The 26,649-nt window shown below is 51.6% G+C and carries 25 protein-coding genes and 1 pseudogene; 12 read left to right on the top strand and 14 right to left on the bottom strand.

The genetic code is table 11. From position 1 onward, the window contains the following. Positions 1-26 precede the first annotated feature (26 nt). Positions 27-371 carry a histidine triad nucleotide-binding protein gene (locus RHJ02_RS00210; RefSeq protein ID WP_310800309.1) on the top strand — a complete coding sequence of 115 codons (345 nt, stop codon included), beginning with the start codon at positions 27-29 and terminating at the stop codon, positions 369-371. 4 nt (positions 372-375) lie between these two features. Here the strand turns inward: RHJ02_RS00210 and RHJ02_RS00205 are convergent, their stop codons facing one another. Continuing rightward, entirely contained in the window at positions 376-1,719 is a 1,344-nt protein-coding gene (locus RHJ02_RS00205; protein ID WP_225901601.1) for a MotA/TolQ/ExbB proton channel family protein, read from the bottom strand. Between the two features lie 274 nt (positions 1,720-1,993). Here RHJ02_RS00205 and RHJ02_RS00200 point away from each other — a divergent pair, with 274 nt between their 5' ends. Further along, a complete protein-coding gene (locus RHJ02_RS00200; protein WP_310800308.1) occupies positions 1,994-5,323 on the top strand; it encodes a tubulin-like doman-containing protein in 3,330 nt (1,109 codons plus the stop codon). A gap of 76 nt (positions 5,324-5,399) precedes the next feature. Then, positions 5,400-5,873: a type IV pilin-like G/H family protein gene (locus RHJ02_RS00195; protein WP_149817058.1), complete on the top strand. Its 474-nt coding sequence runs from the start codon at positions 5,400-5,402 to the stop codon at positions 5,871-5,873. Here RHJ02_RS00195 and RHJ02_RS00190 read toward each other — a convergent pair. Then, positions 5,847-6,239, bottom strand: a complete 393-nt coding sequence (locus RHJ02_RS00190) for a metalloregulator ArsR/SmtB family transcription factor (protein WP_310453062.1) — start codon at positions 6,237-6,239, stop codon at positions 5,847-5,849. The two genes, RHJ02_RS00195 and RHJ02_RS00190, sit on opposite strands and share 27 nt — an antisense overlap. A 118-nt stretch (positions 6,240-6,357) precedes the next feature. Between RHJ02_RS00190 and RHJ02_RS00185 the strand changes: the two genes are divergently transcribed. Continuing rightward, positions 6,358-6,525, top strand: a complete 168-nt coding sequence (locus RHJ02_RS00185) for a metallothionein (protein WP_206200560.1) — start codon at positions 6,358-6,360, stop codon at positions 6,523-6,525. Between the two features lie 74 nt (positions 6,526-6,599). Here RHJ02_RS00185 and RHJ02_RS00180 read toward each other — a convergent pair whose 3' ends face one another. From RHJ02_RS00180 to RHJ02_RS00170, 3 genes are read right to left on the bottom strand one after another with little or no spacing between them, the layout of a single operon-like run. Beyond that, complete coding sequence (locus RHJ02_RS00180) at positions 6,600-6,749, bottom strand: glycosyltransferase family A protein (RefSeq protein WP_310743177.1); 150 nt, start codon at positions 6,747-6,749, stop codon at positions 6,600-6,602. Between the two features lie 5 nt (positions 6,750-6,754). Continuing rightward, positions 6,755-7,522, bottom strand: a complete 768-nt coding sequence (locus RHJ02_RS00175; protein WP_310744661.1) for a glycosyltransferase — start codon at positions 7,520-7,522, stop codon at positions 6,755-6,757. 4 nt (positions 7,523-7,526) lie between these two features. After that, positions 7,527-7,946: a DUF4168 domain-containing protein gene (locus RHJ02_RS00170; protein WP_206200556.1), complete on the bottom strand. Its 420-nt coding sequence runs from the start codon at positions 7,944-7,946 to the stop codon at positions 7,527-7,529. A 314-nt stretch (positions 7,947-8,260) separates the two neighbouring features. Between RHJ02_RS00170 and psaC the strand changes: the two genes are divergently transcribed. After that, a complete protein-coding gene (gene psaC / locus RHJ02_RS00165; protein WP_011056855.1) occupies positions 8,261-8,506 on the top strand; it encodes a photosystem I iron-sulfur center protein PsaC in 246 nt (81 codons plus the stop codon). 106 nt (positions 8,507-8,612) lie between these two features. On the opposite strand, the gene RHJ02_RS00160 is transcribed toward psaC, so the two are convergent. Continuing rightward, entirely contained in the window at positions 8,613-8,891 is a 279-nt protein-coding gene (locus RHJ02_RS00160) for a hypothetical protein (RefSeq protein ID WP_206200555.1), read from the bottom strand. A gap of 235 nt (positions 8,892-9,126) precedes the next feature. Between RHJ02_RS00160 and RHJ02_RS00155 the strand changes: the two genes are divergently transcribed. From RHJ02_RS00155 to RHJ02_RS00135, 5 genes and pseudogenes are all read left to right on the top strand, one after another. Then, entirely contained in the window at positions 9,127-9,579 is a 453-nt protein-coding gene (locus RHJ02_RS00155; protein ID WP_310744660.1) for a type IV pilin-like G/H family protein, read from the top strand. A 107-nt stretch (positions 9,580-9,686) separates the two neighbouring features. Further along, positions 9,687-9,791 (top strand): annotated as a pseudogene (locus RHJ02_RS00150) (IS630 family transposase); the annotation flags it as partial. A gap of 170 nt (positions 9,792-9,961) precedes the next feature. After that, complete coding sequence (locus RHJ02_RS00145; protein ID WP_310744659.1) at positions 9,962-13,342, top strand: glycosyltransferase; 3,381 nt, start codon at positions 9,962-9,964, stop codon at positions 13,340-13,342. Between the two features lie 198 nt (positions 13,343-13,540). Then, positions 13,541-13,837 carry a ferredoxin PetF1 gene (petF1, locus tag RHJ02_RS00140; protein ID WP_011056851.1) on the top strand — a complete coding sequence of 99 codons (297 nt, stop codon included), beginning with the start codon at positions 13,541-13,543 and terminating at the stop codon, positions 13,835-13,837. Positions 13,838-13,942: 105 nt separating this feature from the next. Next, positions 13,943-15,085 carry a GNAT family N-acetyltransferase gene (locus tag RHJ02_RS00135; protein WP_206200552.1) on the top strand — a complete coding sequence of 381 codons (1,143 nt, stop codon included), beginning with the start codon at positions 13,943-13,945 and terminating at the stop codon, positions 15,083-15,085. On the opposite strand, the gene RHJ02_RS00130 is transcribed toward RHJ02_RS00135, so the two are convergent. The 4 genes from RHJ02_RS00130 to RHJ02_RS00115 all read right to left on the bottom strand — a co-directional run bounded on the left by RHJ02_RS00130 (position 15,082) and on the right by RHJ02_RS00115 (position 19,352). After that, complete coding sequence (locus tag RHJ02_RS00130; RefSeq protein ID WP_310743172.1) at positions 15,082-15,825, bottom strand: hypothetical protein; 744 nt, start codon at positions 15,823-15,825, stop codon at positions 15,082-15,084. The genes RHJ02_RS00135 and RHJ02_RS00130 overlap by 4 nt on opposite strands. A 41-nt stretch (positions 15,826-15,866) precedes the next feature. Further along, entirely contained in the window at positions 15,867-17,342 is a 1,476-nt protein-coding gene (locus RHJ02_RS00125) for a hypothetical protein (RefSeq protein WP_206200550.1), read from the bottom strand. A gap of 79 nt (positions 17,343-17,421) precedes the next feature. Further along, on the bottom strand, positions 17,422-18,972 hold the full coding sequence (locus tag RHJ02_RS00120; RefSeq protein WP_206200549.1) for a DUF697 domain-containing protein: 1,551 nt from the start codon (positions 18,970-18,972) through the stop codon (positions 17,422-17,424). Beyond that, positions 18,969-19,352 (bottom strand): hypothetical protein, encoded by a 384-nt coding sequence (locus RHJ02_RS00115; protein ID WP_206200548.1) that lies wholly within the window; start codon positions 19,350-19,352, stop codon positions 18,969-18,971. The genes RHJ02_RS00120 and RHJ02_RS00115 overlap by 4 nt, the downstream gene beginning before the upstream one ends. A 203-nt stretch (positions 19,353-19,555) precedes the next feature. On the opposite strand from RHJ02_RS00115, the gene gatA reads away from it, so the two are divergent. Beyond that, entirely contained in the window at positions 19,556-21,004 is a 1,449-nt protein-coding gene (gene gatA / locus RHJ02_RS00110) for an Asp-tRNA(Asn)/Glu-tRNA(Gln) amidotransferase subunit GatA (RefSeq protein ID WP_310743171.1), read from the top strand. Positions 21,005-21,007: 3 nt separating this feature from the next. Here gatA and pstB read toward each other — a convergent pair whose 3' ends face one another. The 4 genes from pstB to pstS all read right to left on the bottom strand — a co-directional run bounded on the left by pstB (position 21,008) and on the right by pstS (position 24,847). Further along, entirely contained in the window at positions 21,008-21,808 is an 801-nt protein-coding gene (gene pstB / locus RHJ02_RS00105) for a phosphate ABC transporter ATP-binding protein PstB (protein ID WP_206200546.1), read from the bottom strand. Between the two features lie 22 nt (positions 21,809-21,830). After that, the gene (gene pstA, locus RHJ02_RS00100; RefSeq protein ID WP_302678519.1) at positions 21,831-22,718 is read right to left on the bottom strand and encodes a phosphate ABC transporter permease PstA; all 888 of its coding nucleotides are present in this window, start codon (positions 22,716-22,718) and stop codon (positions 21,831-21,833) included. A gap of 8 nt (positions 22,719-22,726) precedes the next feature. Further along, positions 22,727-23,695 (bottom strand): phosphate ABC transporter permease subunit PstC, encoded by a 969-nt coding sequence (pstC, locus tag RHJ02_RS00095; RefSeq protein WP_206200544.1) that lies wholly within the window; start codon positions 23,693-23,695, stop codon positions 22,727-22,729. Positions 23,696-23,800: 105 nt separating this feature from the next. Next, complete coding sequence (gene pstS, locus RHJ02_RS00090; protein WP_225901600.1) at positions 23,801-24,847, bottom strand: phosphate ABC transporter substrate-binding protein PstS; 1,047 nt, start codon at positions 24,845-24,847, stop codon at positions 23,801-23,803. Between the two features lie 749 nt (positions 24,848-25,596). Here pstS and RHJ02_RS00085 point away from each other — a divergent pair. Beyond that, positions 25,597-26,649 carry a PstS family phosphate ABC transporter substrate-binding protein gene (locus RHJ02_RS00085; protein ID WP_399373003.1) on the top strand — a complete coding sequence of 351 codons (1,053 nt, stop codon included), beginning with the start codon at positions 25,597-25,599 and terminating at the stop codon, positions 26,647-26,649.

The raw sequence follows: 26,649 nt of genomic DNA, 5'->3' as shown, positions 1-26,649 counted from the left end.
ATTAGACCTCTGTGAGGAGTGAAACCATGACCACGGAAACCATTTTTAGCCGCATCATTCGCCGCGAGATCCCAGCGGATATTGTCCATGAGGATGAGCTGTGTCTGGCCTTTCGTGATATCAACCCCCAAGCCCCCGTGCATATTCTGGTCATCCCCAAAAAGCCGATTCCCCAACTGAGCTTGGCAGAACCGGAAGATCACCGTGTGCTGGGGCACCTGCTGCTGACGGCCAAACGCATTGCTGAGGCAGAGGGTTTAAACAATGGCTATCGGATTGTCATTAACAATGGCCCCGATGGCGGTCAAACCGTCTATCATCTGCACCTGCACCTGTTGGGCGGGCGAGCCATGCAATGGCCACCGGGTTGAGAGATTATTTTTGCGGTCGATCTTCTTCGTATTCGTAGAGCCTAGGCTGTTCCACGAGCATCAGTCGCCGCGGCTGAGCCAATTGCCGCAGTACCGGTTGCAAACTGGCCAAGGTGTGGTTGAGGCGATCAAGCAGCAGTTGCAAATTGCCAGTATCCGCTAGTGCTTGCAGGGCTTGGTTGAGGGTTTCTAACAGTTGTAACCGCTGTTGCAGGGTGCGATCGCTCTCGGCCAAGAGTTGAGCAATGTACTGACTTTGTTGCCGCAGTTCTTGGGCAATGGCGGTCTGTTCCTGATTGACGTGCGCCAGTAGTTCCCCTTGGCTGTGCTGAATCTGGGTCACGAGGCGCTCAAACTGCTCAATGGACTGTTGCTGGCGCTCCTCCAGTGTGGCCACAAATTGCTGCCGATCCCTGACCACGGCACGGGCCAGTTGATTTAAGTTGTCCAAGAGTTGTTGCAGCCGTTCCTCCGTGGGCAGCTCCGTGCGAATCGTTTCCTGAATCACGTCTTGGAGAGTGTCGCGATCCACCCCTGCGGACGTATTCGTAACGGGGAGGCGGGGCAGCAGTTGATCGTTAATGTAGGTGTCAATTTGCAGCAGCAGCTTATTCTCCCAGCGTTCAACGATCACCATCGGAATCATCACCAGCACACTCAGCACCAAGGCCACGAGGGTCGTATCAAAGGCCACTGCTAGCCCCGTCGTTACACCGCCAATCCCCTCCTTGATTTGGTTCACGTCCTGAGCCGTCTCCAAAAAGCTGGAAAAGCCACTGACCGCTTGGCTAATCCCAACCACGGTGCCAATAAAGCCCAGCAGGGGAATCGCCCAGACGAGAACACGGGGAATCGTATAGGAGGCATCAGTGGCGGCTGCGGCACTGCCACTCTCTTCTGCGGCGGCTTCAACGGCAATCTCTCGCTGGCCACTACTGAGAAACGCGCCTAAAACACGGGCACAGCGATTGGGCAGCAGTGTCCGCCGTTGGGCAAGGGTTTGCTGTAATTGCAAAATATCCCGCATTGAGGTGAAGGGGTAGTTGGCGGGAATCCAGATTTGCCGCAGGCTGGGTGCTTGTTGAAAGAGGGCGATCGCCTTCAAAATCGTAAACACCAAAACTGTCCACGCAAAAAAGACAGCCACGGGTTGCGTCCAGCCACGATTGAGGAGCAGTTGGCCAAGGTAGGTGCCCTGAAGGGGCAAAAAGAAAATGTAAAGGATCACCGTAGCAACGGCAGCGATCGCCAGCGCTAACCACAGCGGCACAGTCAGATCTTGGCGGGGTACCGCCACCGGTGTTAGGGAAGGGGCAGTTGTTGTCGAAACCGGAGAAGAAGCTGTCATGACGATACTCAGGGCGCAAACATCTTTCAATCTATCGTGAAGGCGCCTCAAATTTTGGCAACTGCGGCTGCTCCCTGCTGCCGATCAGGGAATGAACCAGCCCCGAAATCCACAGGGTACTGCCGTGAGAGGATTCGTACCAGTTCCCAGTCAATGAGTCTCCTACTACCACGGTTCTCTGCTCTCCTGAGGGATGGTATTCATGGACAGGCCACTCCAGACTTGGTAGACATCCTTGCTAGGATGGGGATGACTGGTCACGGAGACGGGAATCATGCCTGCACAGGTGGAGGAAAAGTCCATTGTTCCGACAGTAATTGTTGGCGTGGGAGGTACAGGCATTGAGGTGCTATCGCGGGTGCGGCGACTGGTGGAAGAAACCTACGGCAGTCTGAAACAGTTTCCCGTGATTAGCTTCCTTGCCATTGACACCGATCGCGACTACAAAGTGACCAATCCCCTCGCCGCTGGCTCTCCCCTCAAGGACAACGAAAAGCACTGGGCCAGTGTCAGTGGCAAAAACGTGCAGCAAATCATTCAAAACCTCGACAACTACCCGTGGATTGCCTCTTGGTTTCCCAAGGAACTGGAGCGCAACATTACCGCCCTAGAGGCCGGGGCGGGTCAAATCCGTGCCTGTGGTCGGTTTGCCTTCTTTTGCAACTACCATGCGATTCAACAAAAGTTCCAAGCGGCCAGCGATCGCGTTAAAGGCCACGAAAGTTATATGCAAAGCCGCTATGGGGTCAAGGTCAACAACAGCAGCTTAAATGTCTTTATTACGGGCTCCCTCTCTGGGGGCACCGGTAGCGGTATGCTCATTGACTTGGGCTATTGTGTGCGCCATTGGCTCAAGGGGCAGTCGAGTCCTCTGATCACGGGAATTGTGCCCATGCCCAATGCCTTTGCAGCCATTAGTGTCGGCGATCGCGTGCTGGCCAATGGCTATGCCGCCCTCATGGAACTCAGTTACTTTGCCGACTACCGCACCGAGTACGTGGCGCAATTTAGCAGCAGCCTCAGCGACGAAGTGCGCTACAACTGTCCTCCCTTTGACTTTACCTACCTCGTGGGCACCAAAAATGGCGAGAATGAATTCAAGCTCGATGAGATCCGCGAGATGATTGCCCAAAATATCTTTTTGGATCTCACTTCTGACTTTGCCCCCCACAAACGCTCGATTCGCGACAACATTAAGGCAGCTTGGGCCTCTCAGGATGCCGGGGGGCGGGGCTATCCCAAGAGCTTTATGGCCTTTGGCCTCTCCAGTGTCGAAATTCCCATTGCCCAAATTCGTGCCTCCTTGACCTATCGCCTTTGCCAAGACTTTATTCACTGGTGGCTGAACGAATCGGTGCAATTGCCACCCCAGCTTTTAGAGGTGACCCAGAGTCTCCTGAAACCCATGAACTTGCTGGATGTGGATTTGGTACTGGCCTTAGCAGCAGCGGGCGATCGCCCCTACATGCAGGAAATTTCCCGCTGGGTTAACGATCTACGCAATCAAATTAGCCGTGAAAACCGCCTTGAATGTACCCAACAGGGGGTAGGGGGCATGATTGGTGCCGAAAGAGGCAAAATTTTACAATTTGTGCCTTGGCTGAGTGAACAGGTGGACAATTACCGTGCTGCCCACTTGCGCGAACTTAGCCCCGATGAGCGTCTCCACGGTGACTTTTTGCAGCGCATGTACGACAACCGCAATCAAATTATTCAGCAGGCTCGCCAAAGTCTTGAGGAGGAGTTCTACCGCATTGTTGAAGATCGCAATCGCGGACCCAAGTTTGCCAACGCCTTTCTGCTGCAAATTCGCCAAATTTTTATGAGCCAAGCAGAAAAGTACGACCGCGAAATTCAGCATACTTGGCAACCCAATATCACCAACCGTCAGCGACAATACGAAAATGCCCTGCAGGACATCCAGCACTTTAGCACTCTCTTTGGCATCTCCAAGCAAGCCAAAATGGAGGAATTTTGCCAGCAGGCTCTAGAGGGGATTGAGGGCAGTTTCAATGCCATCATTCAAGCCAAAGCCCGCATTCTGGCCAAGGAGGTGATGGGCAAACTGGAGGAATGGCTGCAAGGGATGGAGGCACGTCTTGCCAAGCTCAACCAGCGGCTCCTCAATTTACGGGATGGTTTCAAGGCGATGGCCGATAGTCAAGCGGATAGTGCCGATGCCCTGCGAATCAATGGGGTGAAGCTCTACGATCGCCAAGAACTCAATGGCCTCTATCAAGACTTGGTGGAACGCTATGCGGGTGCCAATACCGGGGTGCAGTCCACATTTGCCATTGGTCTGAACCAACTCTGTACCACAACGGCAGCAACGGTGTTGCAGGAGGCCAGTCCCCTCTGGAAGGAAACCCGCGCCGCCAATGAGGTGATGCGTCTCTTGGATTTGGCACAACTAGCGGATGTCCAAGAAAGTGATCTGCGGGAGATTATCCAAGAAACCGTACGGCGCACCGTGCAAAATGCCCCAGAAGAGAGCCGCCTTGTGCGGGATCTCACTGCCTGCGATCGCCTGTTGCAGGTTTATCGCAACGATGAAGGGGAAATCCTCAGTGTCCTGCGCATGGCCTATCAGAAATCAAAGCCACTGCTATTGCTCTCCCAAGCGGTCATGAGTGGTCGTGATGCTGGCTTTACTCCTTCAGTGAATACCAATATCGCCATTGTCGGCGGTGAAAATACTACCGATTTGGCTGCCAAAAAACTGATTCCCCTGCTCAAGAACCTCGTCAAACCGAATGGCCAGAGCATTACCAGTGATGACATTAAGCCCTTGGGCGATCGCGAACGCCACCGCATTGTCTTTGTCCAAGAGATGGGGGGCTTTTCCCTACGCTGTATTGAGGGCATGCCCGAACTGCGGCAGTCCTACCAAGATTGGCGAGGCCAAATGATTACCGCCAAACGCGCCCGCCTACGGGGAGAAAACCGCGATTTGCCCATCCCCGTACATCTGCAAAAGGATCCCCCCTTCTGGGATGTCTTTCCAGAAAACCCCCAAATTCTAAAACTGGTGGTGATTGCTCGCGCCCTTGATGTCCTTAAACAAGCAGAAAACCGCGCCACCCGCGAAGCCACCATCCGCTACACCCGCCATACCGCCGTTGGTCTTGAAGATGTGGATATTGCCGCCAACTGGGAGGAAGTGACCCAAGTCCTAGAGGTGTTGGCCTGCCGTCCCGACTTAGAGGAAATTCAGCGCCAAGTGACCGTTATTCTCAAAGCAGCCGAAACCCCAGAACAAAAGCAAGTCCTCTATGAGCATCTACTGAACTACTTGAAGCGACGCGAGGAAGAACTCCACAAAGCTGGAGGACGCGACAGCCTTGAATATAAGCGAGAAGCCGCCATTCTCCAAGAGGTGATCCAAACCTATCAATTGGCTCAAGGCACACCAGCCCCTAGCCCCACACCAATGTCCCCTGCTCCTGAACCACCTCCATCCCAACCCGAACCAACACCTGAAACCAGTGCTTCGGCGAGTTTCTCTGGCTTAGAGCAACTGCAACAACTCATGGCCATGTACCAGCAGGGGCTACTCTCAGAAGCGGAGTTCCAAGCGGCCAAGAAAAAACTACTGGGGCTATAGGGGAGCTGCCTGTAATTTTACGGAGATCTGTGGGAACACTTGAGAGTGAAGACGAGTCTAACCTGAGAGCCGCCCTATGTCTCCTTATCGTCTTAATTTGCCTTGGTTCTACCGATCGCTCATCCTCTCGAAAGGCTTTACCCTGATTGAACTGCTCGTCGTCGTCATCATTATTGCGATTTTGGCCGCGATCGCCCTCCCCTCCATGTTAAATCAAGCCACCAAAGCCCGCGAATCCCAAGCCAAAACAAACGTTGGTGCAGTCAACCGTGCGCAACAGGCCTACCGTTTGGCCAATCCCACATTCACCACTGACATCGCAAGTTTACAAATCGGCTTTAGTGATACGCCCGACTATGATTACGCAATCACCGCTGCGAATAGTAACTATGCTGAATTCCGAGCCACCCCTGAGCGTTCAGAATTGAAAGCGTTTACGGGCTGCACCTATGCTACGTTTACAACACTAACCACAACCCAAATTTTAGAAGCTGCCCCCGCTGGTTCAGGAATTGCCTCACCCTCATCTTGCCCCGTTCCCACTCCCTGAAGTGTCTGATGCGTCTTCATCTAAGTGTTCTGCGACCGCCTCATAAAGAGCGAGGACATGGTGATCTAGCAATTGATAAAAGATATGCCGCCCTTGGCGACGAAACTTGACCAGTCGCATGGCCTTAAGCATCCGCAATTGGTGGGAGACGGCAGACTCGCTCATTTCCAGTGCCACGGCAATATCGCCAACACAAAACTCCCCTTGGGCGAGCAAGGCTACAATCCGCAGTCGGTTGGCATCGGCTAGCAGGCCAAAAAATTGCGCCATCCGTTGGGCTTTTTCTGTAGAGAGCAGGCGATCGCTCGCCCGTGCCAAAGCCTCTGGATGATGAGGATGAGAAGGAGCAAAAATTCTAGTATTCATACTTCCATCATAGGCGTTGATCAGGTGCTAACTAATTGACGTTTGAACAACTGTTCAGATATATTAAAGGAGAGGTGAAGCATACCTCCCTTGTGTCACCCATTTGGAGAAAAAAGCCATGACAACCGTTACCCAAATGAAATGCGCCTGCCCCCACTGTCTCTGCATTGTCTCCCTCAGCGAGGCCATCATGGTTGAAGGCAAACCCTACTGCTCCGAAGCCTGTGCCAACGGCACCTGCAAAGAAAGCGGTGGCTGTGGCCATACAGGCTGTGGCTGTAGCTAAGGCTCGCAATTTTTAGCTGAATGGGCGGGGAACTCCGCCCTTTGCCAGTCGCAAACCTTAGCAGGAAAGTTGAATCAAACGCACACCCTGATCCAAAAGCCGCGAACAATTTCAGCCCCAGAATCAGTTGACCCATCATCAACCACAAGAACCTCAGCTGCTGGGCTGGTTTGCTGTAAAACGCTCTTCAGCGTATGAGCAATATGCCTAGCTTTGTTATACAAAGGAATTACAACAGAAAGTTTAATCTCTGTTGTTGAATGCGGGGCCAATATCTGATAATCCGACAAAAGAGTAGCAAAGTTTGGACAAGGAAGGAGTGTCCTAAACGAACTTGAATCCGATACATCTCAACAATCGATCCCAAAAGATCGCTACCACTGGTTCCATGGGGATGGAAACGCCCAGCAATAAAATCTCTCCTAGCAACCCTTGCACCCGCACGGATTGCTTGCATAACAAAAAGCTGATCCGCTAGGAGAGGAAAATGGCGGGAGTATTGACCAACCCTTTGATGTAATGTGCGTCGAATTGCCAAGCCAACGGCATGACCAGTTACGTGAGCCTGCATTCCCTTCCACCATTCCCATGCTGGCTGCCAAACAGGCGCTATGTCACGCTCTCCTATGTAATAGTTAGCAGTAACAAAATCCGCCTCTGTTTCCTCGCAAGCGATCTTGTATTGGGCAACTGCCTCAGGAAAGAGCTCGTCATCTGCACCCATCACCAGATAATAGTCTCCTGAGGCTAGGCGAATAGCACGGTTGAGGGCATCATAGATCCCAAAGTCAGGTCGCGAGTCGACAACGACTGCCTTGAGTTTAGCTGTTGCTGCTTCTATTAGCTCTAAAGTGCGATCTGTAGAACCACCATCGGCAACGACCCACTCAAAGTCTGGATCGGTTTGAGCAATCAGCGACGCAATCAACCGTGGCAGGTGTTCCTCAGCATTATAGGTCGCAGTAATAATACTTAGAGTTGGTTGAGTGGGTTTCATGGGTTCAAGGTCGCTGCAATCGCACCATCTCGGCCTGAATACGCTGACTCAAGGCGCTGTCCTGCTGTGCTCGCAGTGTAATCGCATTGAATTGCTCTAAAGACATATTATATTTCCTCAGCACCTGCATTGCCTCACGCACATAGTTAGCACAGATGGTCTCCAAGCCACTGGGGATATTTTGGGGATTCATGCCAAAGCAAGAGTTGCGGGGCACTTGACCTTGGAAAGCCACCTGAGCTTGACGATAGTATTTTTGACGAATGGGTTCAATTTCCAGAACCACGCGGGCATAGTTCATGATCTCCCACGGAGCGATCGCATCTGTGCGCGGGGAAGTTTGAGCCAAGGAATGAGGTGAAGGCACAGGCACCAGCAGTAGGCCTGCACTACACACAGCAAGGGGCAACCACTTCCAAGACATTGACCACCACACACAACGCATCCGACTACACTGTACTTGGAATCCCTAGAACCCTTTCAAGTTCCGCAACCTAGGCAAGCGCCACGGATTAAATGACTAAGATTGACCCCACAGTAGGTAAATTTACCAGACTTTACAAAAAAGTTACATTCTTTGAAGTTTGCTCATCCACCCCACCCAGCAATCAACCACTGCGGTATCCTAAATCTCGGTATTTATCTCCAGACTGCCCTTATTGTCGTAGCTTAGGGGCTTCCTGAGTTGGCGGCAGGGCATCCACCTGTCATCCTGATCGTTTTAGGAGCGGTTACCACATGGCTCACACTGTCAAAATCTACGATACCTGCATTGGCTGCACCCAGTGTGTGCGGGCCTGCCCCACCGATGTGCTGGAAATGGTGCCTTGGGATGGTTGCAAAGCGGGTCAAATTGCCTCTTCCCCCCGCACAGAAGATTGCGTTGGCTGCAAACGCTGCGAAACGGCCTGTCCGACGGACTTTTTGAGCATTCGTGTCTATTTGGGTGCCGAAACCACCCGCAGCATGGGTCTAGCCTACTAGTCCCCTATTTTCGTGAAACCTTCGGTAAATCCTTGATTGGGCTTGAGGCAATATCCCTACGTCTCAAGTCTTTTATTTGTTTTAGCGGCCGTACTCTACCTACCGCTCAAGGCTGATCCTCGTTGCTGAGGCGGTTTTGCAGGTCATCCACCGCTTCATTAATTTGGGCAATTTTGGCCTCTAGCTCTAGGCGCATCGACTCCATTAAGTTGTCATCACTGCCGTTGAGAGGAGTGGCTTTATCCCCCCGCAGTCGCCTAGATTCACCCGTAGCTGCTTGCCGCAGTCTGTCCTTGACTAAAAGCGTGACAAGGGAACCCGCAATGCCCCCAAAAAGGGCACCTGCAAGAAATCCCCAGCCAAAGCTATTGCCACGGTTATTCATAAAGAGACTGATCAGGCTTGATAACTATAGACTAGCCTACTGCACATGAGGCGAAGATACCACGCGAGCCAGCTACCGCAAATTTAGCAGATTGGGAATGACGCCTACCGAGGGCACTCCAGTAGTAGCGGGGAAAAAATCGGAAACTTTTTAGCAGGGGTGTTAATTTTGCTGCAGGGGGTGGGTATGTTATGCCTAGAGGCGAATATGTCTTGACTTAAGGAGTCTCAAAAATATGAAAACCGAACTGAAAGCAAAATTCCTCCAGCACCTGCTGGCCAAGAAAAAAGCCAACGAAGGCTTCACCCTGATTGAACTGCTGGTGGTGGTGATCATCATCGGTATCTTGGCCGCCATTGCCCTGCCCTCCATGCTCAACCAGGCGGCTAAAGCTCGTCTCTCTAGCGCCAAGAACACGATCGGTGCCATCAACCGTGCCCAACAGGCCTATCGTTTGGAAAACACAAATTTTGCACCTAATGTCACAACCCTGAAGTTGGGTGTCTCCGTCCCTGATGGATACCAGGAGCCTGGAATTACGACTAGTGCTGGGGCACATGCTATCGCCAAAACAACCTCTATTGACGACCAAGGGACAGGGGTCACAGGTTGTGTGACGGTGGGCAACGGTATCACGACCTCTACAATTGTGACAGGCACCAATAATAATGCTCCTAACTGCTCTTAGGTCAATGCAGTAGGACTGCCTAAGTTTTTTTGCAGAGTTTTACTGATAAAACCTGAAGTGCCAAGAATTCTGTATTCTTGGCCTTTTATTTATATCTAGATTTTATTTTGAATGTGATTGAGCATGACTTTAGTGCGCTGAAGCAAGCGCGGATGTATGCGGGGTCAAACTGTTCTATGGATGAGATGATTCGCAAGTATTGTGCTGGATAATGTCTCATTCTTGATTGGAATAGCTATATTAGTCTTAAGTTAAGTTTTAAGTCAAAGTTGGCTTTACTCAGTCAAACCAAATTAGAGCTAAAACGAGGTATTCTTGGCTTTTTTCACCAAAAACTATTACCTTAAGAGAAAATTAGTCTGGTCAGTTACCCTCTGCTCCTATGCGCATTCTCTTTATTGATCGGATTGGTTGGCAGTACACACTCAACACACCCTATGAAGCTCCCTTAGGGGGGTCACAGTCGGCGTTGTGTTATCTGGCGGAGCAATTGCAACAGCGAGGGCACGAGGTCTGGCTCTTCAATAACACGCGGCATATTGAATGTATTCGGCAGGTTCCCCATCTGCCCCTAGCTTGGCTGACGCTGCCATTCCTTGAGCAACTGCAACCTGATGTGGCCATTATTTTGAATAGTACCGCTGCGGCTGACCAGCTTCGTTTAGTGTTGCCACCCCAGACTCCCCTATTACTATGGACACAACACGCTGCCGATCAACCTGCCGTTGAATCTTTGCAATCCCCTGAACATCAAGAGGTCTATCAACGGATTATCTTAATTAGTCAATGGCAGCAAGAGCAATATATTGAAGTATTCAAGATTCCTGTTGAGAAAACCGCTGTCCTGCGTAATGCCATTGCCCCTTGTTTTGAAAACCTTTTTGATCCTACAGAATCTATCCTTAAGGCAAAGGCGCAACCCTTGACGCTGGCCTATACGAGTACCCCCTTTCGCGGTTTGCATCTACTTCTTGATCTCATGCCTTCGCTGCAGGCGAGCCATCCCGCAGTACGTCTCAATGTTTATTCCAGCATGAAGGTTTATCAAGCCAGCGAGGCTGAGGATCAACAGCGGTATGGGAACCTTTACCAACGCTGCCATGACTTGGCCAATGTCAATTATATTGGCTCACTCCCCCAACCAGAACTAGCTCAAGCCCTTAAATCCACTGCCATTTGGGCTTATACGAATGCCTTTGCTGAAACCTCCTGCATTGCCGCAATGGAGGCCATGGCCAGTGGTTGCTACGTCATTACTAGTGAACTGGGGGCACTCCCTGAAACAACAGCGGGCTTTGCTGACCTCATCCCTCTTCCCCACGAGGACTATCTGGTTGCCTATGGCTGCGTGCTTGATCAGGTGATTCAACGGTTTAAAGACCCTCAAGCCCATGCCGCCCTCGATGCCCATCTCCGTGCTCAAGTGGACTACATCAATCGCCACTGCACATGGTCAGTTCGTGCCCGCGAATGGGAAGCATTTCTAGAACAGGTGTTGACAGAGTCTGTGGTAATGTTGGGCAACTGGCAGCAGCGACTTCGCTATTATCTTGAACAGGGACGATATGAGGATGTACTAGCTGCCTGCGAGACATTGAGCGAGCAGTTTCCTGCAGAGCACTACTGGGTTGCCTATCAAGGCGCCACGTACATTTTTCAGGGCAAGGAGACAGAGGCACAGCTGCTGTGGTCAGCGTATCTCAGTGACTTTACTGAAGAAGAGCAAGTAGAAATTACCGCAACATGGGCACCCATCTTATTGGAGCTTGCAAATTTACCCTGCAACACCTTAGAATTGCAATTTGCTCTCACAAGCTACGCCTACGAATTTACCCCTAACCTCAAGATAGGGTTGAAATTAATTAACCTCTCACTTCAATTACGATTCGGCACAGAAGAAATTACTCACTTGTTACATCAACTCACTGCTTTATTGCCACCAAATGAAGGCTTAGAGGAAATTAACCCTGATGATGTTGTTAATACAGTGCAGCACTTAGTGGGTGACAACAGTGAGCTAGAGGGGTTGCCTGAGTTTATCAAAGCGCTAGGCCAATATCCATCACTGCAACCTGCGCTTGAGAAGGCAGTGTTTGAAATGCTCAATAATCATCCTGCTAACCTAGCTCCTTCCCTAGCTGAGGTTTATCTAAAAATTGCTGAGGAAAAATGGGGATTGTACGAGTTTCTTTCTCGTATTTGTGCTAAGAGCAAGTTACATGAGTTGGCACTTTACTGTGCAAATAAGCTCTTTGATTATCCACTGACACTTTTGGGGGAGGATGTCAGCCCCACTTCTAAACTGCACGTGCTACAAACGTTTAAGTATGATCTCAATTATTCTGAAGAAGTTGCAAATCTGTGGAAGAGATGGCTTGAGAACGCTGATCGCTGTAATCAATTTCTTGCAGAGAATATCAGCAGTCAACAAATTGACTTTGGCAGCATCTTTTATGCTATCTCTTCTTACTTTCATCTGACACATCAATTTGATGAACCTTCTAAGATTAAACCAATCTATAACAGGCGTAATAAAGTCTTTTATGAAAATGCTCAGTACTTTCTACCCGTCAATAATTACTATGCTAATCATCAACGATCTTTACATTCTTCTATAGAGAGTTCATCTACTGAGAAAATTAAGGTTGGATTTATTGGCACTTGTTTTCACGAGCATCCTGCGGGTCATCAGGTTCGTGCCTTTATTCGGTTGTACGATCGCCAGCAGTTTGAATTTTATGGTTATAATCCATGGTTTCGTACCAGTAAGGAAGACCAACTTTCTCGCTGGTTTCAAGCTAGTTTCGATTACTTTCGCAGTTGTGACACAAAAGTCAATGAGATTGCTCAGCAGATTTATGACGATAAAATTGATCTTCTCATTGACTTAGATAGCTGCACCAGTGACCTTACCTATCAAGTTCTCACCCTCAAGCCAGCACCTGTACAAGCGACATGGGTGGGCTTTGATGCCATTGGCTTGCCAACAGTAGATTACTTTATTGTTGACCCGTATATTCTTCCCGAGGGAGCGCAGGCATGGTACACAGAAACCCTGTGGCGCCTGCCGGATTGTTATCTCTCCCTTGATGGCTATGAGGTGGCCAACAAAACTGGGATTCGCGATCAATTGGGGCTGAGTGCCGATACGGTGATCTTTCTGTGTGCCCAGCGAGCCAGTAAAATTCAACCCGAAATGCTCAAGCTGCTATTTGCCATTGTTGAAGCGGTGCCAAATGCTGTACTCATTGTCAAGTACCACGCTAGTAGCTCGATTTTTGAGGAGTGGTGCCGCAGTGTGGCGGAAGCTGCCGGATTTGATTTAAGCAAACTCTATTTCTTGACATCAAATCTGCCAGAGATCCACCGTGCCAATCTCTATGATGTGGATGTGGTGCTGGATACCTATCCCTATGCTGGGGGAGCAATGAGTCTTGAAGCCCTCTGGTTGGAGGTGCCAATTGTTACAAAGGTAGGCCAGCAGTTTGTGGCACGGCACACCTATACTTTCCTGAAAAATGTCGGCGTTGAGGAGGGGATTGCCTTCAATGATGAGGAGTATGTGAATTGGGGAATTCGTTTCGGGACGGAGCCAGCGCTGCGGCAGCAGGTCAGCTGGAAACTGCGCCAAGCTAAACGCTATGCCCCCCTGTGGAATCCCCAACGCTTTAGCCGTGAGATGGAGCAAGCCCTAACGGCCATGGTGAATCGGTATCGGACAGGGGAGTTGGTTGTGCCCCCGCGCCATCGAGTCGGAGAATAGAGCCAGTCATCGAGTTTGCTTAATTTTCTCCATAGGGTTCAATGTCTATAAGTATTTCAGATACCTTGGGAGCCTCAAATTACGAAAACGATACAAAGAGGGACTTGAATCCAACCATCAAGGTTAGGGTTTTCCCCTAGTATCTAAATTGGAGCGTGATGGCTCCCTGCCTTTTCCATACATGAGAGGACAAGATTCATGGCAACCTACAAAGTAACGCTAGTGCGTCCTGATGGAAGCGAAACAACAATTGACGTGCCCGAAGATGAGTACATTCTGGATGTGGCTGAAGAGCAAGGCTTAGACCTGCCCTTCTCCTGCCGTGCTGGTGCTTGCTCGACCTGTGCCGGCAAGCTGCTGGAAGGGGAAGTGGATCAGTCGGATCAATCCTTCTTGGATGATGACCAAATCGAGAAGGGCTTTGTGCTCACCTGTGTCGCCTATCCCCGTTCTGACTGCAAAATCCTCACCAACCAAGAGGAAGAACTTTACTAAGGCGATTTTGCACAATTTATGTTGCTGGGGCGGTTGTCGTTGGGCATCGCCCCTTTATTTTGGGACTGGAGTCCTTAAGATGGAAGTAGTGATTGGTGCCGGCTGATGGTTTCCGACTTGCCCTCCACTGGTGATTTGATTATCCGTCCCTTGGCCTATCGGGATGTGGAGGTGGTGGAACAGCGGCTGTGCCATGAAGGGGTACATGATCAACCCTTTGGTCTGCCGTCCTTGGCGGGTGGCCTGATGACCTCACCGCTGCATCTATTGCAGTGGCTAACGGGGATGAGCAAGCTGCGGATTTATGTTGCGGAGCGGGACAACCAAGTGTTGGGCGTTGTGCAGGTGGCTCCCTTTAATGAAAGTCGCACCACATGGCAGGTGCAGCAATTGGCCGCCCAAGAGTTTACGGAGGTGGGGACACAACTCCTGCGCCACTGTTTTAGTACCCTTGTGGAAGCCCGTACTTGGATGGTTGAAATCAATATTGACCACCGTGAAGCACTAGACCTCTACCGCCAAAATGGCTTTCAACCCTTGGCGCATCTCACCTACTGGCAAATTTCAGCGGATCAGTTGGCAGAACTGGCACAGGGCACACCTTGCTTGCCTAATTTGCTGAAGGTCACGAATGCTGATGCACGGTTGCTGCATGAGTTGGATACGATGTCGATGCCGGCACTGGTGCGCCAAGTCTTTAATCGCCACTATCGGGACTTTCAAACGAGTCTTTTGGATTGGCTACACCACGGTTTGGCCAGTTGGTCGCAACAGGTACAAGTGCATCGTGCTTATGTGTTTGAACCACAGCGGAAGGTGGCGATCGCCTCCTATACACTCCATACCAGCCAAGATGGACACACGCCCCACTGGCTAGACTTAACAGTACATCCTGCCTATACAAATCTGTATCCAGGGGTACTGACCCACATTGCTCGCTTGGTGCAGGCCTATCCGCCCGTACCTCTACTGCTGTCTTCGACGGATTACCAAGGGGAGCGAGAAGCCTACCTTGAAAGCTGGGCGGAACCGGTTCGCCGCAGTTTAATGATGTCGCGCTCGGTGTGGCACAAGGTGCGGGAAGTGCGATCGCCCCTGCCGGAAGGCTTGACCTTATCAGAAGTGCTGCAAGGCCTGCAAACCCATCGCCGTCCTCAACCCGGTCAGATTCATACCAAAGAGGGAGCACAGGCCTACTACCGCGAGCACTCACCCGAAAACACATCGCCCCCAGAAGCCCAATCTTAATCTTGGGAGAGGGAAATTTCCGAGGTTTCAGTGTAGCCTTGGAGGGCTTGTAAAAGGCGTTGGATTGCGGTTTCATTGTCGAGGGGCAACCCTTCAGGTTCAGCAACAGCCGTGCGCTGGGTGAGTTGCGGTAGAGTTTCGAGGGGTTGACCGTAGGTATTGCCCTTGGTGGCCAGCGGTGTGCTTCGGGGCAGCGGGTTGAGGAAGCTAATTTGCTCAGGCAAGTAGAAGATGGGTTGCAGGTGCTCTAGGGGAAAGGTGCCATAGCCTTGGGCATCCGCTGGATGGTGTTGCCAGTAGTCAAGAAGGGTCTGGCGATCGCAAAAACCCAGCATCTGTGCCTGACGGCGATCGCGATCCAAACCAACAGCAACTGCCAAATCGGCGTTGATCACCCCCAAAAATGTCGGGCAATGGATCCGCAGAGACTCTCCCGCCTCGACAGGATAGATAGATAACTGCACCCCTTCCAAGTTGAGATCCGCAATGTCCACAAGGTCAAGAACCTCTGGCCGCTCACACCAAGTGGTACTCAAGGTCAGATCATCGGGCAGATCGTCCAGATCATCCTGCTTACTGGGAACACCCTCATTTTCCCACCAGTCAATGAAGGCGTAGAGGGCAACCAAATAGGGCAGAACCTGCCGTTGCCGACTGGGACGACATCCCTGAAGCACCGCATGGGCGGCATCCAATATCAGGGAACGAATGGGAACAGTCGGTGCCAAAAAGGAAGTCATAGCCGTCGTCATCCAAACCAAGTACGAAAAAGCGAGGCTGCCTAGGGAAGGTAGTAAATATCGTTATGCTCACACCACTGCGCAAGTTTGGCCTCTATTTGCTCATCAATTTGTTTTGCTGTGCACAGACCACGGGCATAGTCAGGATGAATTTCGCGGCGGGTTTGCCGTCGTTGGTGGGGGCTGGGGATTGATTGGGTTTCATACCATCGCCTCATCCATTGCGGAATCTGGGGATCTTGAAAGAATTTACGGTAGAGCCACAGGCGGTATTCACGACCGAGGCAGCGAGAAATCGTGGGTTGGCTGACAAAGAGTTCGCGGGCAATTTCGGCTTGGGTACGGCGACGCTCACACCAATCCCTGACCCATGTCGGCGTCTGCGGATCATTGAGAAACTCCACTATGCACTCCACCCCTTGGCCATTGCTGGTTGGCAGTGTGCGGGTATCGGGATAGTTGTCAATCCATTCTTGGTTGCTGTCGGTGGAGCAAATGTTCAGAGAGCGAGTGGACTGCACATAACGTCCAAGAATACGCCGCACCTGTTGATGAATGTCGCGGGTGTACTCGATCGTCCAGCCCAAGAGTTGGGCAATGTGCTGGCGCAAGCGAGCCGTCGAAGCACGGATACGGGGATCGGTAATTTCCGTTTGGACAATCGTAATCAACTGAGCGCAGGCTTTGGGATCAATCTCCCGTTGTACCTCAGGGGGCGCTGCTTGATAACGATCTTGAAAGACTTGCAGGGCACGGTTGTCATAAAAGAGTAGTTCATCGGCCTCGCGCTTGAGGAGTTTGCGTTTTTCATCCGCCAGTTTATTGTTGATGACCGTGCGCACCCATGCTTCAAAGGTGGGACGACCATGACCAGTGGCACCAAAAGGCTTGAGGGGGTCAAAGGACTTCATTGCTTCCCAGAGCCAGCCCGTGAGGTTACTTTGGCATTGCTCGGGATCAGAACTCCCCAGACACACCGTGCGCAGGAGATCGCGGTACTCTTGGCGAAACTGGGGGGATAGGAGAACCGTTGCGCCGAGTTCTTGACGTAGGCACTGGATAAAGAAGGCAAGGAAACACTCGGCCTCTGTCAATTCGGGAGAGGGATTACGGTTGGCTAGGGCTGGGCGACTAAAGGCAAGCACCAGTTGCTTTAGGGGTTGATTGTACTGGCCACGATTGAGGCGATCGTACTCATCCTGAATGATGGTGGCAGGAATTTGCACTATGCGCAGCACAGTTTTGTGAACAGCCTGCTGCTGCAGTTGTTCGCGACTGAGATGTTCTAAGCAGCGGGGAAAAAGGCGAAAATAGGCTTCCACTAAGCGTTGGAGATACCCCCCTCGTTGGCTGAGATGGCTATCAATGTTGCGCTCTAGAACCGCTTGCAGGACTTGAGAGAGGGGCTTGATGACGGCGGGCGATCGCTCCCCGGCCAAATAACGAGACCGAGCTGCCTGCAATAACTGCGGCAGTTGTTCCACCTCAAGATCGGGACTGCGGGTCGAGAGACTCATCCGAAATCGGTAACATAAAATAGTTACTGAACATAGTAGCGGTTTTTGCTAAGACCCTTGGGGGAATCCTAAGAATACCTTAAGGCAGCTCTTCCTCATGGGATAAGGGTGTTTTCATTGCTTCAGGCATCATGGTGCCAAGTTGCGACGGTAAGCGGGCGATCGCCTGCTGCACAAAGGAGCGAATAAATTCATCGCGGCGATTGAGTTCAAATTGCTGTTGAACTACTTCACTGATGCCACCATCGCCCCAGTCTTGGTTGTGGCGAAAATATTCCATAAAACTTTTGCCCGCAATCCGAGTGAGATAGGCAGCTGTAATTCCTTGGACGGCTTTGCCCACCACCAGCCCCCCCATGCTCAATTGCAAGGCCGTACCGACGAGATTCATGGCTCCCTTAACAATGCCCAAGCTGGCCAGGGTTTTGCCTAGGGAAAGAGCTAGCTCGCGGGCGCGATCGCGATTCAGGTCACAGCCATAGACCTTGCCAATTTCCATCACCATTTGCGCATTCACGGCGGCGGCAGCCAGTAGATCTACGCCGGGAATCGGCGTGACACAGACCACACCCGCACTGATCCACTGGTAGCGCTCCACTACCTTATCGGCTTGGCGGCGCCGTTGCTGATCAATGATTTTGCGAGCCTGCTCCCCTAGGCGTTGCGACTGCAAGAGGATATTATCTGCCACGAGGTCATCCCCTTCCTCGCGGAGAATAGCACTCAGCCGCCGAATCAATGGCCAAATATGGGGTTCGGGTTCTAACCACTCTCCTGTGTCGAGGCGAATCGGTTGGGGACGGGCGGCAATACCCACCACATCTTGGGGTGGAATCAACCCCTTAACCCGCTGCCGTAGATGGCGCAAAAGAGCCAGTTGATCGGCCTCGGAGCGCAAGTCAATTTTATTGAGCACCAAGAGCGATCGCTTGCCCATTTCCACCAAGTTGACCAAGGGGGTATATTCCGACTGGCGCAGGTCATCATCGAGCACAAAAAGGAGTAAGTCTGCTTCGGCGGCCAGTTGTCGCGCTAATTGTTCCCGGTAGGTTCCAGCCACACCCGCCTCCAAAATGCCGGGGGTATCGGTAATCAGAATTTCCCGCTCTGTATTAGGTAGCCAAAAACGATAGGTTTGCCCCACCGCCGTCGTGCCCATTGTTGGTGCCACTTCCCCCACCATCTCCCCCATGAGGGCATTGACAAGAGAGGTTTTACCCGCCGAACCGGTGCCAAAGACCACAATGCGCAATTCTTGGCGGTAAAAATCCTCCGCCAGCTCCCGTGCCCGTGCCAACAGTGCTTGCCGTGCCACCTCATCTTCAATTTGACTCAGTTGCTGCCGTAGGGCTTTGAGGTTTTCAGCGGCGGCCTCCGTTTTATCGAGGGGGGCTTGGGGCGTAGCGGTGGCGGGCTTGCCCTTGCGCTCAAGTAAGTACAGGTAACGAAAGAAGGTATAGAGCAACCCCCCCAATAGACCAATGAAAATCAGCACCAAGAGATTGGCCAAAAAGGGGGCAGTAAAGGCCACCTGTACATAGAGCCACGTGAGTGCCGATATCAACCAGAGGATGAGCACCAGAATGGCGCTGAATCCCAATAGGGGCCAAAACCAACGCCTAGGGGTCATGGCAGGTATTTCATCAGACGTTGTAGGAAGGGCAATTGCAGCGATCGCCCCCGCCACAACTGTACCATCAGCCCCAAGTTCACCAGAAAATAGGCGGATCCCCAGAGACTATTGAGAAAGAGTAATAGGCCATGATGCAGAGACTGGGCTTCACTCACACTGACCGCCCCATTCAGCAGGCCATAGCCCAACAGCCAAATGAGACCAATGAGAACAGCGAGGCGGCTCACTTGTCGGGTCTGGCGATCGCTCCCCCGGCGACTCAACTGCCACAGTGCTGGAATCATGCCAAAAATGGGCAGCAAATAGACAAAGAACAACAATCGCTGCAATGTCGGGTTGGTAAAGGCTTCCCGATCCACGGGGTCGAGCGGTTCCATCGAATACTCCCCAAGGGCATGAGCACCGTCGTCAGGGCTTCTTGATTCCTAATATATCGCTGATTGATTCAGAGACAGCCCTGTGCCAAAGCGCTGCATCTGGAGCAATAAATGATCAGCCACATTGCTAAACTTAAGATTGGCCTGTTTGCGGCCATGCCCGCGATCGCCAGTGTTGCATTGTCACTAGGGAATCTGCATTTATGTCAGTGATTCAGGAGCTCCACCGTCAACTCGTTCGCAAAGAACGCTCCGCCACTGAAATTACCCAAGCTTACTTAGATCGCATTGCCCAAGTGGAGCCAACGCTCCATAGCTTCTTAACCGTGACGGGCGATCGCGCCCTTGCCCAAGCGGCCGCTGTAGATGAGCGCATTGCTGCCGGTGAAGAGATTGGTGTGCTCACAGGGATTCCCTTGGCCATCAAGGATAACCTTTGCACCTACGGTGTGCGCACCACCTGTGCCTCTAAGATGCTGGAGCACTTTGTCCCCCCCTACGAATCCACCGTGACCCAAAAATTGCAGGCCGCTGGCGCGATTATGGTGGGCAAAACCAATCTCGATGAATTTGCCATGGGCAGCTCCACCGAAAATTCTGCCTTTGGTTTCACCGCCAATCCTTGGCATCCAGAGCGGGTCTCTGGGGGGTCTTCTGGGGGATCTGCTGCCGCCGTTGCCGCCGGGGAATGTGCGGCTGCCCTTGGTTCCGATACCGGCGGTTCCATTCGTCAACCCGCCGCCTTTTGTGGGGTGGTCGGCCTCAAACCGACCTATGGTTTGGTGTCGCGCTATGGCCTTGTTGCCTATGCGTCGTCATTGGATCAAATTGGGCCTTTGGCACCGACAGTTACTGATGCTGCGATTCTTTTGGGGGCGATCGCGGGGCATGATCCCAAGGATGCCACCAGTCTCAGCGTGTCGATTCCCGACTACACCCAAGCCCTCAAACCCGATCTCAAGGGAATGCGCATTGGCGTTATTCAAGAAACAGTGAGTGAAGGCATCCAACCAGAAGTGAAATCTGCCCTTGAGGCCGCCCTAAAAACCCTAGAGGAATTGGGGGCCGCGATTGTTGAACTCTCCTGTCCCCGCTTTGCCTACGGCCTGCCCACCTACTACATTATTGCCCCTTCGGAAGCCTCGGCAAACCTAGCCCGCTATGATGGCGTGAACTTTGGTTTTCGCGCTGAAGGAGCCAGCGATCTCCTTGAAATGTACATGAAAACCCGCGCCCAAGGCTTTGGGGCTGAGGTGAAGCGACGGATCATAATTGGCACCTACGCCCTTTCCGCTGGCTACTATGATGCTTACTACCTACGGGCACAAAAGGTACGCACCCTGATCAAAGAAGACTTTGCCCAAGCCTTTGCACAGGTGGATGTTTTGGTCTGCCCCACAGCTCCCACCACTGCCTTCAAAGCTGGGGAGAAAACCGCCGACCCCCTGAGTATGTACCTGTCAGATCTGATGACCATTCCCGTGAACCTTGCTGGCTTACCCGCATTGAGCCTCCCCTGTGGCTTTGACAGCAACGGGCTGCCCATTGGTCTGCAATTGATTGGCAACGTCCTACGGGAAGAGACCCTATTTCACGTTGCCTATGCCTATGAACAGGCGACCCCTTGGCACCAGCAGCAACCGCCGCTTTAGACCTTAGCCGAAACGGCCACTGACATAATCCATCGTGGCTTGCTCTTTGGGGTTATTGAAGACAATGCTAGTATAGTCATACTCAACGAGGTAGCCTACCCGGTTGCCCCGTTCTGTAGCCTCGGCATTAAAGAAGGCAGTGCGATCGCTCACCCGAGTCGCCTGTTGCATATTGTGGGTCACGATCACAATCGTGTAGTTCTGCTTCAATTCATGGATCAGTTCTTCCACCTTGAGGGTAGAAATGGGGTCAAGGGCAGAACAGGGTTCATCCATGAGGATGACCTCGGGCTTGGTGGCGATCGCCCGCGCAATACATAGCCGTTGCTGTTGTCCGCCAGAGAGCGACAGACCATTTTCTTTGAGCTTGTCCTTCACCTCATCCCAAAGAGCCGCCTGCCGTAGGGCAGTTTCCACTAGCTCACCCAAATCCCCCTTATACTTATTGACCCGCGCTCCAAAGGCCACATTGTCATAAATTGACTTGGGAAAGGGATTAGGCTTTTGGAACACCATGCCAATACGCCGCCGCACCTCCACGGGATCCACCTCCTTGGCGTACAGATCCTTGCCGTGGTAGGTAATCTTGCCCTCTACCCGAGCACCCGGCACCAGATCATTCATGCGGTTAAAACAGCGCAGCAGCGTGCTCTTGCCACAACCCGATGGGCCAATGAGAGCCGTTACTTCATTGGCATAGATGTCCATCGTCACATCCCGTACTGCCCGAAATGAGCCATAAAAAATCGAGGCGTTCTGCACTTGGAAAACCACTTTAGGAGTAGGTTTAGGGTAAGTTGTCATAGAACAGTTACCTTTTAAGTCTTTAGTAGCGTTTCTTACGAGTGAGTAAGCGGGAGCCAATACTGACGATCAAAATGATGCTCAGCAACACCAACGCGCCTGCCCATGCCAGTTCCTGCTGGGGTTTGTAGGGAATGATGGCAAAGAAATAAACCTGTACCGAAAGCGTGGAAATGGGGCGAAACAAATCCGTTGACCAGAAATTATTATTCAGAGCCGTAAAGAGGAGAGGTGCCGCTTCACCCCCTGCCCGCGCCACCGCTAGAGTTACCGCAGTAGCAATAGAGGGCAACGCCGCAGGGAGAACAACTCGCGTTACCGTCTCAAAACGAGTGGCACCCAATCCCAATGCTGCCAGACGAACCTCCTCAGGTACCAGCACCAAGCCTTCCTCTGTGGTTCGCATCACAATGGGCAGCATGACCACTGCCAGAGCCACCCCACCGGCAAAGGCACTAAAGGTGCCCATCGTCATGACCACAATCGTATAGGAAAACAAACCCGCAATGATAGCGGGCACCCCACTGAGAACGTTTGCCGAAAACCGCACCCAATAGGCGATTTTGCTCCCCCGCCCAAATTCGGACAGCCACACAGCGCCCAAAACGCCAATGGGAACACTAATCGCCATGGCAACAGCGAGCACGATTAACGTACCAACGATCGCATTTCCCAAGCCCCCCCCACTCAAACCCGGCGGCGGTGGCAGTTTTGTAAACAGATCTAAGTTAATCCGAGGCAGTCCTTGGGACGCCACATTGATGACAATGGCTGCCAAGGGAATCACCGCAATGACAGCAAACAGTCCCGTCACACCTGTCATCAACAGACCAAAGAGGTTTCGTGCCGAAGTCCAGACCTTGCCTAGTTGAATCTCTGCGGTAGAAAGGCGGTTACTGATCTCTGTCATGGTGCAACCTATCGCTCAACGTTTTGAAACTTCTTAATAATGATTTCTGCCAAGATATTGACCAGCAGTGTCAGGATCATGAGCACTAAACCGGCATACAGCAGTGCAGCCACTTGCTCTCGCCCTGCTTCCCCAAACTGGGAGGCAATCAATGACGCGATCGTCGAACCCGGCTCAAGGATTGAGAGGCTGATGCGGTTGGTATTGCCCACGAGCATAGCTGCGGCCATCGTTTCCCCCATCGCCCGACCGAGAGCCAACATAATCGAACCCACAATTCCAGAGAAGCCAGCAGGAATGAGCACCCGCAAAATCGTCTCCCAGCGGGTGGCGCCTAGAGCCATTGCTCCTTGGCGTAAGTAAGGAGGCAAAGAAACCAGCGTTTCCCGTGAAATGGAGGTGATCAGGGGCAAAATCATGAACGCCAGCACTAGACCTAAGGTGAGGATGCTGTTACCGCGAGGACTGGTACCAAAGAGAGGAATCCAGCCGAGGTACTCGTGCAGGAAATTGTAAAATGGCCGCAAAAAGGGAATCAGCACAAAGATGCCCCACAGGCCAATGACCACACTAGGAATGGCAGCTAATAGCTCAATCGCAAATGCAATTGGGGTACGAATGTACGTAGGTAGAAAGTCCTCACTGAGAAAGACGGCAATACCCAGTCCTAGGGGAACTGCCACCAGTAGGGCAATGAGGGCACTAACAAGGGTACCGTAGATTTGGGGTAGGATGCCGTAGATATTTTGCACCGGATCCCATGTGGTGCTAGCCAGAAAGCGCAGACCAAATCGTGTAATTGCAGGTATAGCCGCAAGGCCAATTTGAATCACAATCCAGAGCAGGGCAACAGCCACCGCCAAGGCAAAGACCATTGTCAGATAGTAGAAGGATTGATCGAGGTAGTAGCGGAGGTTTTTCCGTGCCTCAATCGCAGCCAAATCCGGTGATTCAGGGGGAGTGCTGGTAACAGCCATAGGGTTTCACGGGTAATATTGATCAGTTGCCTCAATTGCCATAACTGGCTCTTTTTCATCCTAGGGGATTGCGAGGGGGAAACACTCCCCCTGCGGTTGCATGATTTAGCCTGTGACTTTCACCTTATCGAGGGTTGCCTTGACTCGCGCGACGATGTCGTCAGGCATGGGAACATAGTCCAGTTGTTCGGCAATGCTTTTGCCCTCATTGCCCAGTGCCCAAAGCAGCACATTTTCAAGGGCTTGCCATTTTCTGCCATCTTGGTACTCAGGGTACACCAAGATCCATGTCAAGCCAGCGATGGGAAAGGCTTCGGGATTTTCGGGATCCGGCACTAGCAATGCAAAATCTTCGGGAACGTCAGCGCCCTCAAAGGCTTTGGAGGCAGCTTCCGGGGAAGGATAGACGAAGTTACCTGCCTTGTTTTCCAGTAGGGCGCGGGGCAAGTTGTTGAGTTTGGCATAGGCATACTCGACGTAGCCAATGGTGCCTTCGTTTTGCTGAATTTGGGCAGCCACGCCTTCATTGCCTTGGCCACCAACACCCACAGGCCAATTGACGGAGGTGCCAACCCCTGCCGGCCAGCCAGGACACACGGTGTTGATGTGGTTTGTGAAAATAAATGTGGTGCCACTGCCGTCAGAGCGGTGGGCAAAGGTAATTGGTTTATCGGGAAGCGTTTTACCCTCATTTGCAGCAACCAGCTTGGGATCATTCCAGCGGGTAATTTTGCCCATGACGATGTCGCAATAGACCGCCCGCGGTAATTTCAGTTCATCCACACCGGGCAGGTTATAGGCAAAGACAACGGCACCACCGACCATGGGAACTTGGATGGGGTCAGCCTTGTATCTTTCCTGAAAGGACTTCAGGCGATCGCCGGCTATCGGTGCATCGGAACCAGCAAAATCCACTGTGCCGTTAATATACTGCTCCAAACCAGCACCACTGCCAACGGATTGATAACTGATTTGGACGTTGGGATCAACCTGCTGGGCGTAGGTTTTGAACCAGTTTTGGTAAAGGGGGGCAGGAAAACTGGCGCCGGCACCATTAATATTTATCGGCTCGCCCGCTTGATTTGGGCCACCCCCTCCTTGAGGACCGCAAGCAACAACGATGCCAGCGGTAATAATAGCGGAGAGGATCATGAGAATTCGAGATTTTCTGAGTTTGAAGATCATAAGCGCGATCGCAAGTAAGGACAATGAACGAATGCATTGATGCATCAGTAGTTACAGCCCCTCTCGTGAGGATTGAGACTGCTCCAAACAGTTAGAACGATTGTGCGCTGACAGCAGGCACGAGGCTCTCATCCCCGTTCATGTGCTCCATAGTTTTTAGAACAAGGGCTGTATGACAGCTTGCTCGATAGCAACGACAAATCTATCGCGACTCAAAGACAAGCTAGGGCGATAATACGGGAACGATGTAAAGGTTAGGTTAAGAACGACTCCATCTGTTAATTAAGTTTTTTTATTATTGTGCAGTCTCTGTCGATCTGAACCAAAGCTTGGGTAGGGCAGTCTAAACTTAGTTTTCCGCTGGGTGTAGTGAGGAATACTTTCAAGGAAGCAATTTATAAAAATTTTCTTAATCTCTAGGTTCCTGAGACCAAAGGCAGCCTAAGATTATCGCTAGGGTGTTCTCAACAATACTTTCTCTAGGGAGAAGGGCTAACGAAATACCTTAAGATAAGACTTTTTAAGTCTCAATTCTTTGAATTCAAGTTACTAACTTTAGAAGGATTTATATTAATAACTCATCTTTGAAGTTTTATTTATAAATAGTTTTGGCAAGTTATTCATCGTTTTTAGTGATTTTGTTTTAGTGGGGAAATAGTTGAATTCACCAATTTTCTAATTGATGCAATATCCGTCATTTTTAGAGTGAGGCTTGAGTGATGCAGTTTCAGCAATTGAGGCGCGGCGTTTTACCCCTTTTGGCCATCATCTTTGTGGGCTGCACAATGGAGGCGGCATCTAATGACCCAATGCTCAAGGTGATTCGGGTGGATGGATCGAGCACGGTTTATCCCATTTCCAGGGCGATCGCCGAAGGGTTTAAGACCACGCCCAATGGTCAAGAGGCCGATATTGCCGTTGCTTTTTCAGGGACATCTGCTGGCTTTCGCGCCTTTTGTAGCGGCAAAACGGATATTAGTGACGCCTCTCGCCCGATCCTCATTACTGAAATGAACGAGTGCATTGCCAATGGTGTCCCCTTTATTGAATTGCCCATTGCCTTTGACGCGCTGACGATCGCTGTCCATCCCCAAAATACTTGGCTCAAGGAAATTTCTGTGGCTGAGCTGAAAAAACTCTGGGAAAAAGCGGCGGAGCAAAAGCTCACTCGCTGGAACCAATTACGTCCCGACTTTCCCAATGCACCCATTGTGCTCTGGGGACCAGGTCAAGATTCAGGCACCTTTGATTATTTCAACGAGGCGATTCTTGGCAATCAGCGCGGCTCTCGCACCGACTACAAAGCCAGCGAAGACGATAACGAAATCGTAGCGGGTATTGCCGGGGATGTGAATGCCCTTGGTTACCTTCCCTATGCTTACTACATGGCCAACCAGAATCGGCTACGAGCTGTGCCCGTCAATGATGGCCGAGGGGCAATTCCGCCTTCAGTGGAAACGGTGCAAAACAGTACATACCAGCCCCTCTCGCGCCCCCTCTTCCTCTATGTCAATGCCAAATATGCCCAAGACAAGCCCCTGCTGCGACAGTTTGTTGAGTATTACATCCAGCAGGCACCGACGGTCGTTCCCAAGGTCGGGTATGTTCCCCTTACGCCCGAAGGCTATCGCTTGGCAGGCATTCAGTTTATTCGCCTAGAGGTGGGGACTGCCTTCAAGGGGGTGCCTGAACCTGATGTGACGATTGAAGAGGTGCTGCGACGTCAGGTGATCTTCCAAGAGGCCCATGCCAATAATCCGACCCCCTAG

This window comes from Thermosynechococcus sp. TG215, assembly GCF_031583455.1.
Lineage (GTDB): Bacteria > Cyanobacteriota > Cyanobacteriia > Thermosynechococcales > Thermosynechococcaceae > Thermosynechococcus.
Note: the sequence above shows the minus strand (reverse complement) of the source record. Positions and strands in the feature narration are given on the sequence as shown.

Bases quoted from the DNA above. Each gene is read 5' to 3' on its own strand.
- RHJ02_RS00210 (WP_310800309.1), top strand. From the start codon at position 27: ATGACCACGGAAACCATTTTTAGCCGCATCATTCGCCGCGAGATCCCA.
- RHJ02_RS00205 (WP_225901601.1), bottom strand. From the start codon at position 1,719: ATGACAGCTTCTTCTCCGGTTTCGACAACAACTGCCCCTTCCCTAACA.
- RHJ02_RS00200 (WP_310800308.1), top strand. From the start codon at position 1,994: ATGCCTGCACAGGTGGAGGAAAAGTCCATTGTTCCGACAGTAATTGTT.
- RHJ02_RS00195 (WP_149817058.1), top strand. From the start codon at position 5,400: ATGTCTCCTTATCGTCTTAATTTGCCTTGGTTCTACCGATCGCTCATC.
- RHJ02_RS00190 (WP_310453062.1), bottom strand. From the start codon at position 6,239: ATGAATACTAGAATTTTTGCTCCTTCTCATCCTCATCATCCAGAGGCT.
- RHJ02_RS00185 (WP_206200560.1), top strand. From the start codon at position 6,358: ATGACAACCGTTACCCAAATGAAATGCGCCTGCCCCCACTGTCTCTGC.
- RHJ02_RS00175 (WP_310744661.1), bottom strand. From the start codon at position 7,522: ATGAAACCCACTCAACCAACTCTAAGTATTATTACTGCGACCTATAAT.
- RHJ02_RS00170 (WP_206200556.1), bottom strand. From the start codon at position 7,946: ATGTCTTGGAAGTGGTTGCCCCTTGCTGTGTGTAGTGCAGGCCTACTG.
- psaC (WP_011056855.1), top strand. From the start codon at position 8,261: ATGGCTCACACTGTCAAAATCTACGATACCTGCATTGGCTGCACCCAG.
- RHJ02_RS00160 (WP_206200555.1), bottom strand. From the start codon at position 8,891: ATGAATAACCGTGGCAATAGCTTTGGCTGGGGATTTCTTGCAGGTGCC.
- RHJ02_RS00155 (WP_310744660.1), top strand. From the start codon at position 9,127: ATGAAAACCGAACTGAAAGCAAAATTCCTCCAGCACCTGCTGGCCAAG.
- RHJ02_RS00145 (WP_310744659.1), top strand. From the start codon at position 9,962: ATGCGCATTCTCTTTATTGATCGGATTGGTTGGCAGTACACACTCAAC.
- petF1 (WP_011056851.1), top strand. From the start codon at position 13,541: ATGGCAACCTACAAAGTAACGCTAGTGCGTCCTGATGGAAGCGAAACA.
- RHJ02_RS00135 (WP_206200552.1), top strand. From the start codon at position 13,943: ATGGTTTCCGACTTGCCCTCCACTGGTGATTTGATTATCCGTCCCTTG.
- RHJ02_RS00130 (WP_310743172.1), bottom strand. From the start codon at position 15,825: ATGACTTCCTTTTTGGCACCGACTGTTCCCATTCGTTCCCTGATATTG.
- RHJ02_RS00125 (WP_206200550.1), bottom strand. From the start codon at position 17,342: ATGAGTCTCTCGACCCGCAGTCCCGATCTTGAGGTGGAACAACTGCCG.
- RHJ02_RS00120 (WP_206200549.1), bottom strand. From the start codon at position 18,972: ATGACCCCTAGGCGTTGGTTTTGGCCCCTATTGGGATTCAGCGCCATT.
- RHJ02_RS00115 (WP_206200548.1), bottom strand. From the start codon at position 19,352: ATGGAACCGCTCGACCCCGTGGATCGGGAAGCCTTTACCAACCCGACA.
- gatA (WP_310743171.1), top strand. From the start codon at position 19,556: ATGTCAGTGATTCAGGAGCTCCACCGTCAACTCGTTCGCAAAGAACGC.
- pstB (WP_206200546.1), bottom strand. From the start codon at position 21,808: ATGACAACTTACCCTAAACCTACTCCTAAAGTGGTTTTCCAAGTGCAG.
- pstA (WP_302678519.1), bottom strand. From the start codon at position 22,718: ATGACAGAGATCAGTAACCGCCTTTCTACCGCAGAGATTCAACTAGGC.
- pstC (WP_206200544.1), bottom strand. From the start codon at position 23,695: ATGGCTGTTACCAGCACTCCCCCTGAATCACCGGATTTGGCTGCGATT.
- pstS (WP_225901600.1), bottom strand. From the start codon at position 24,847: ATGATCCTCTCCGCTATTATTACCGCTGGCATCGTTGTTGCTTGCGGT.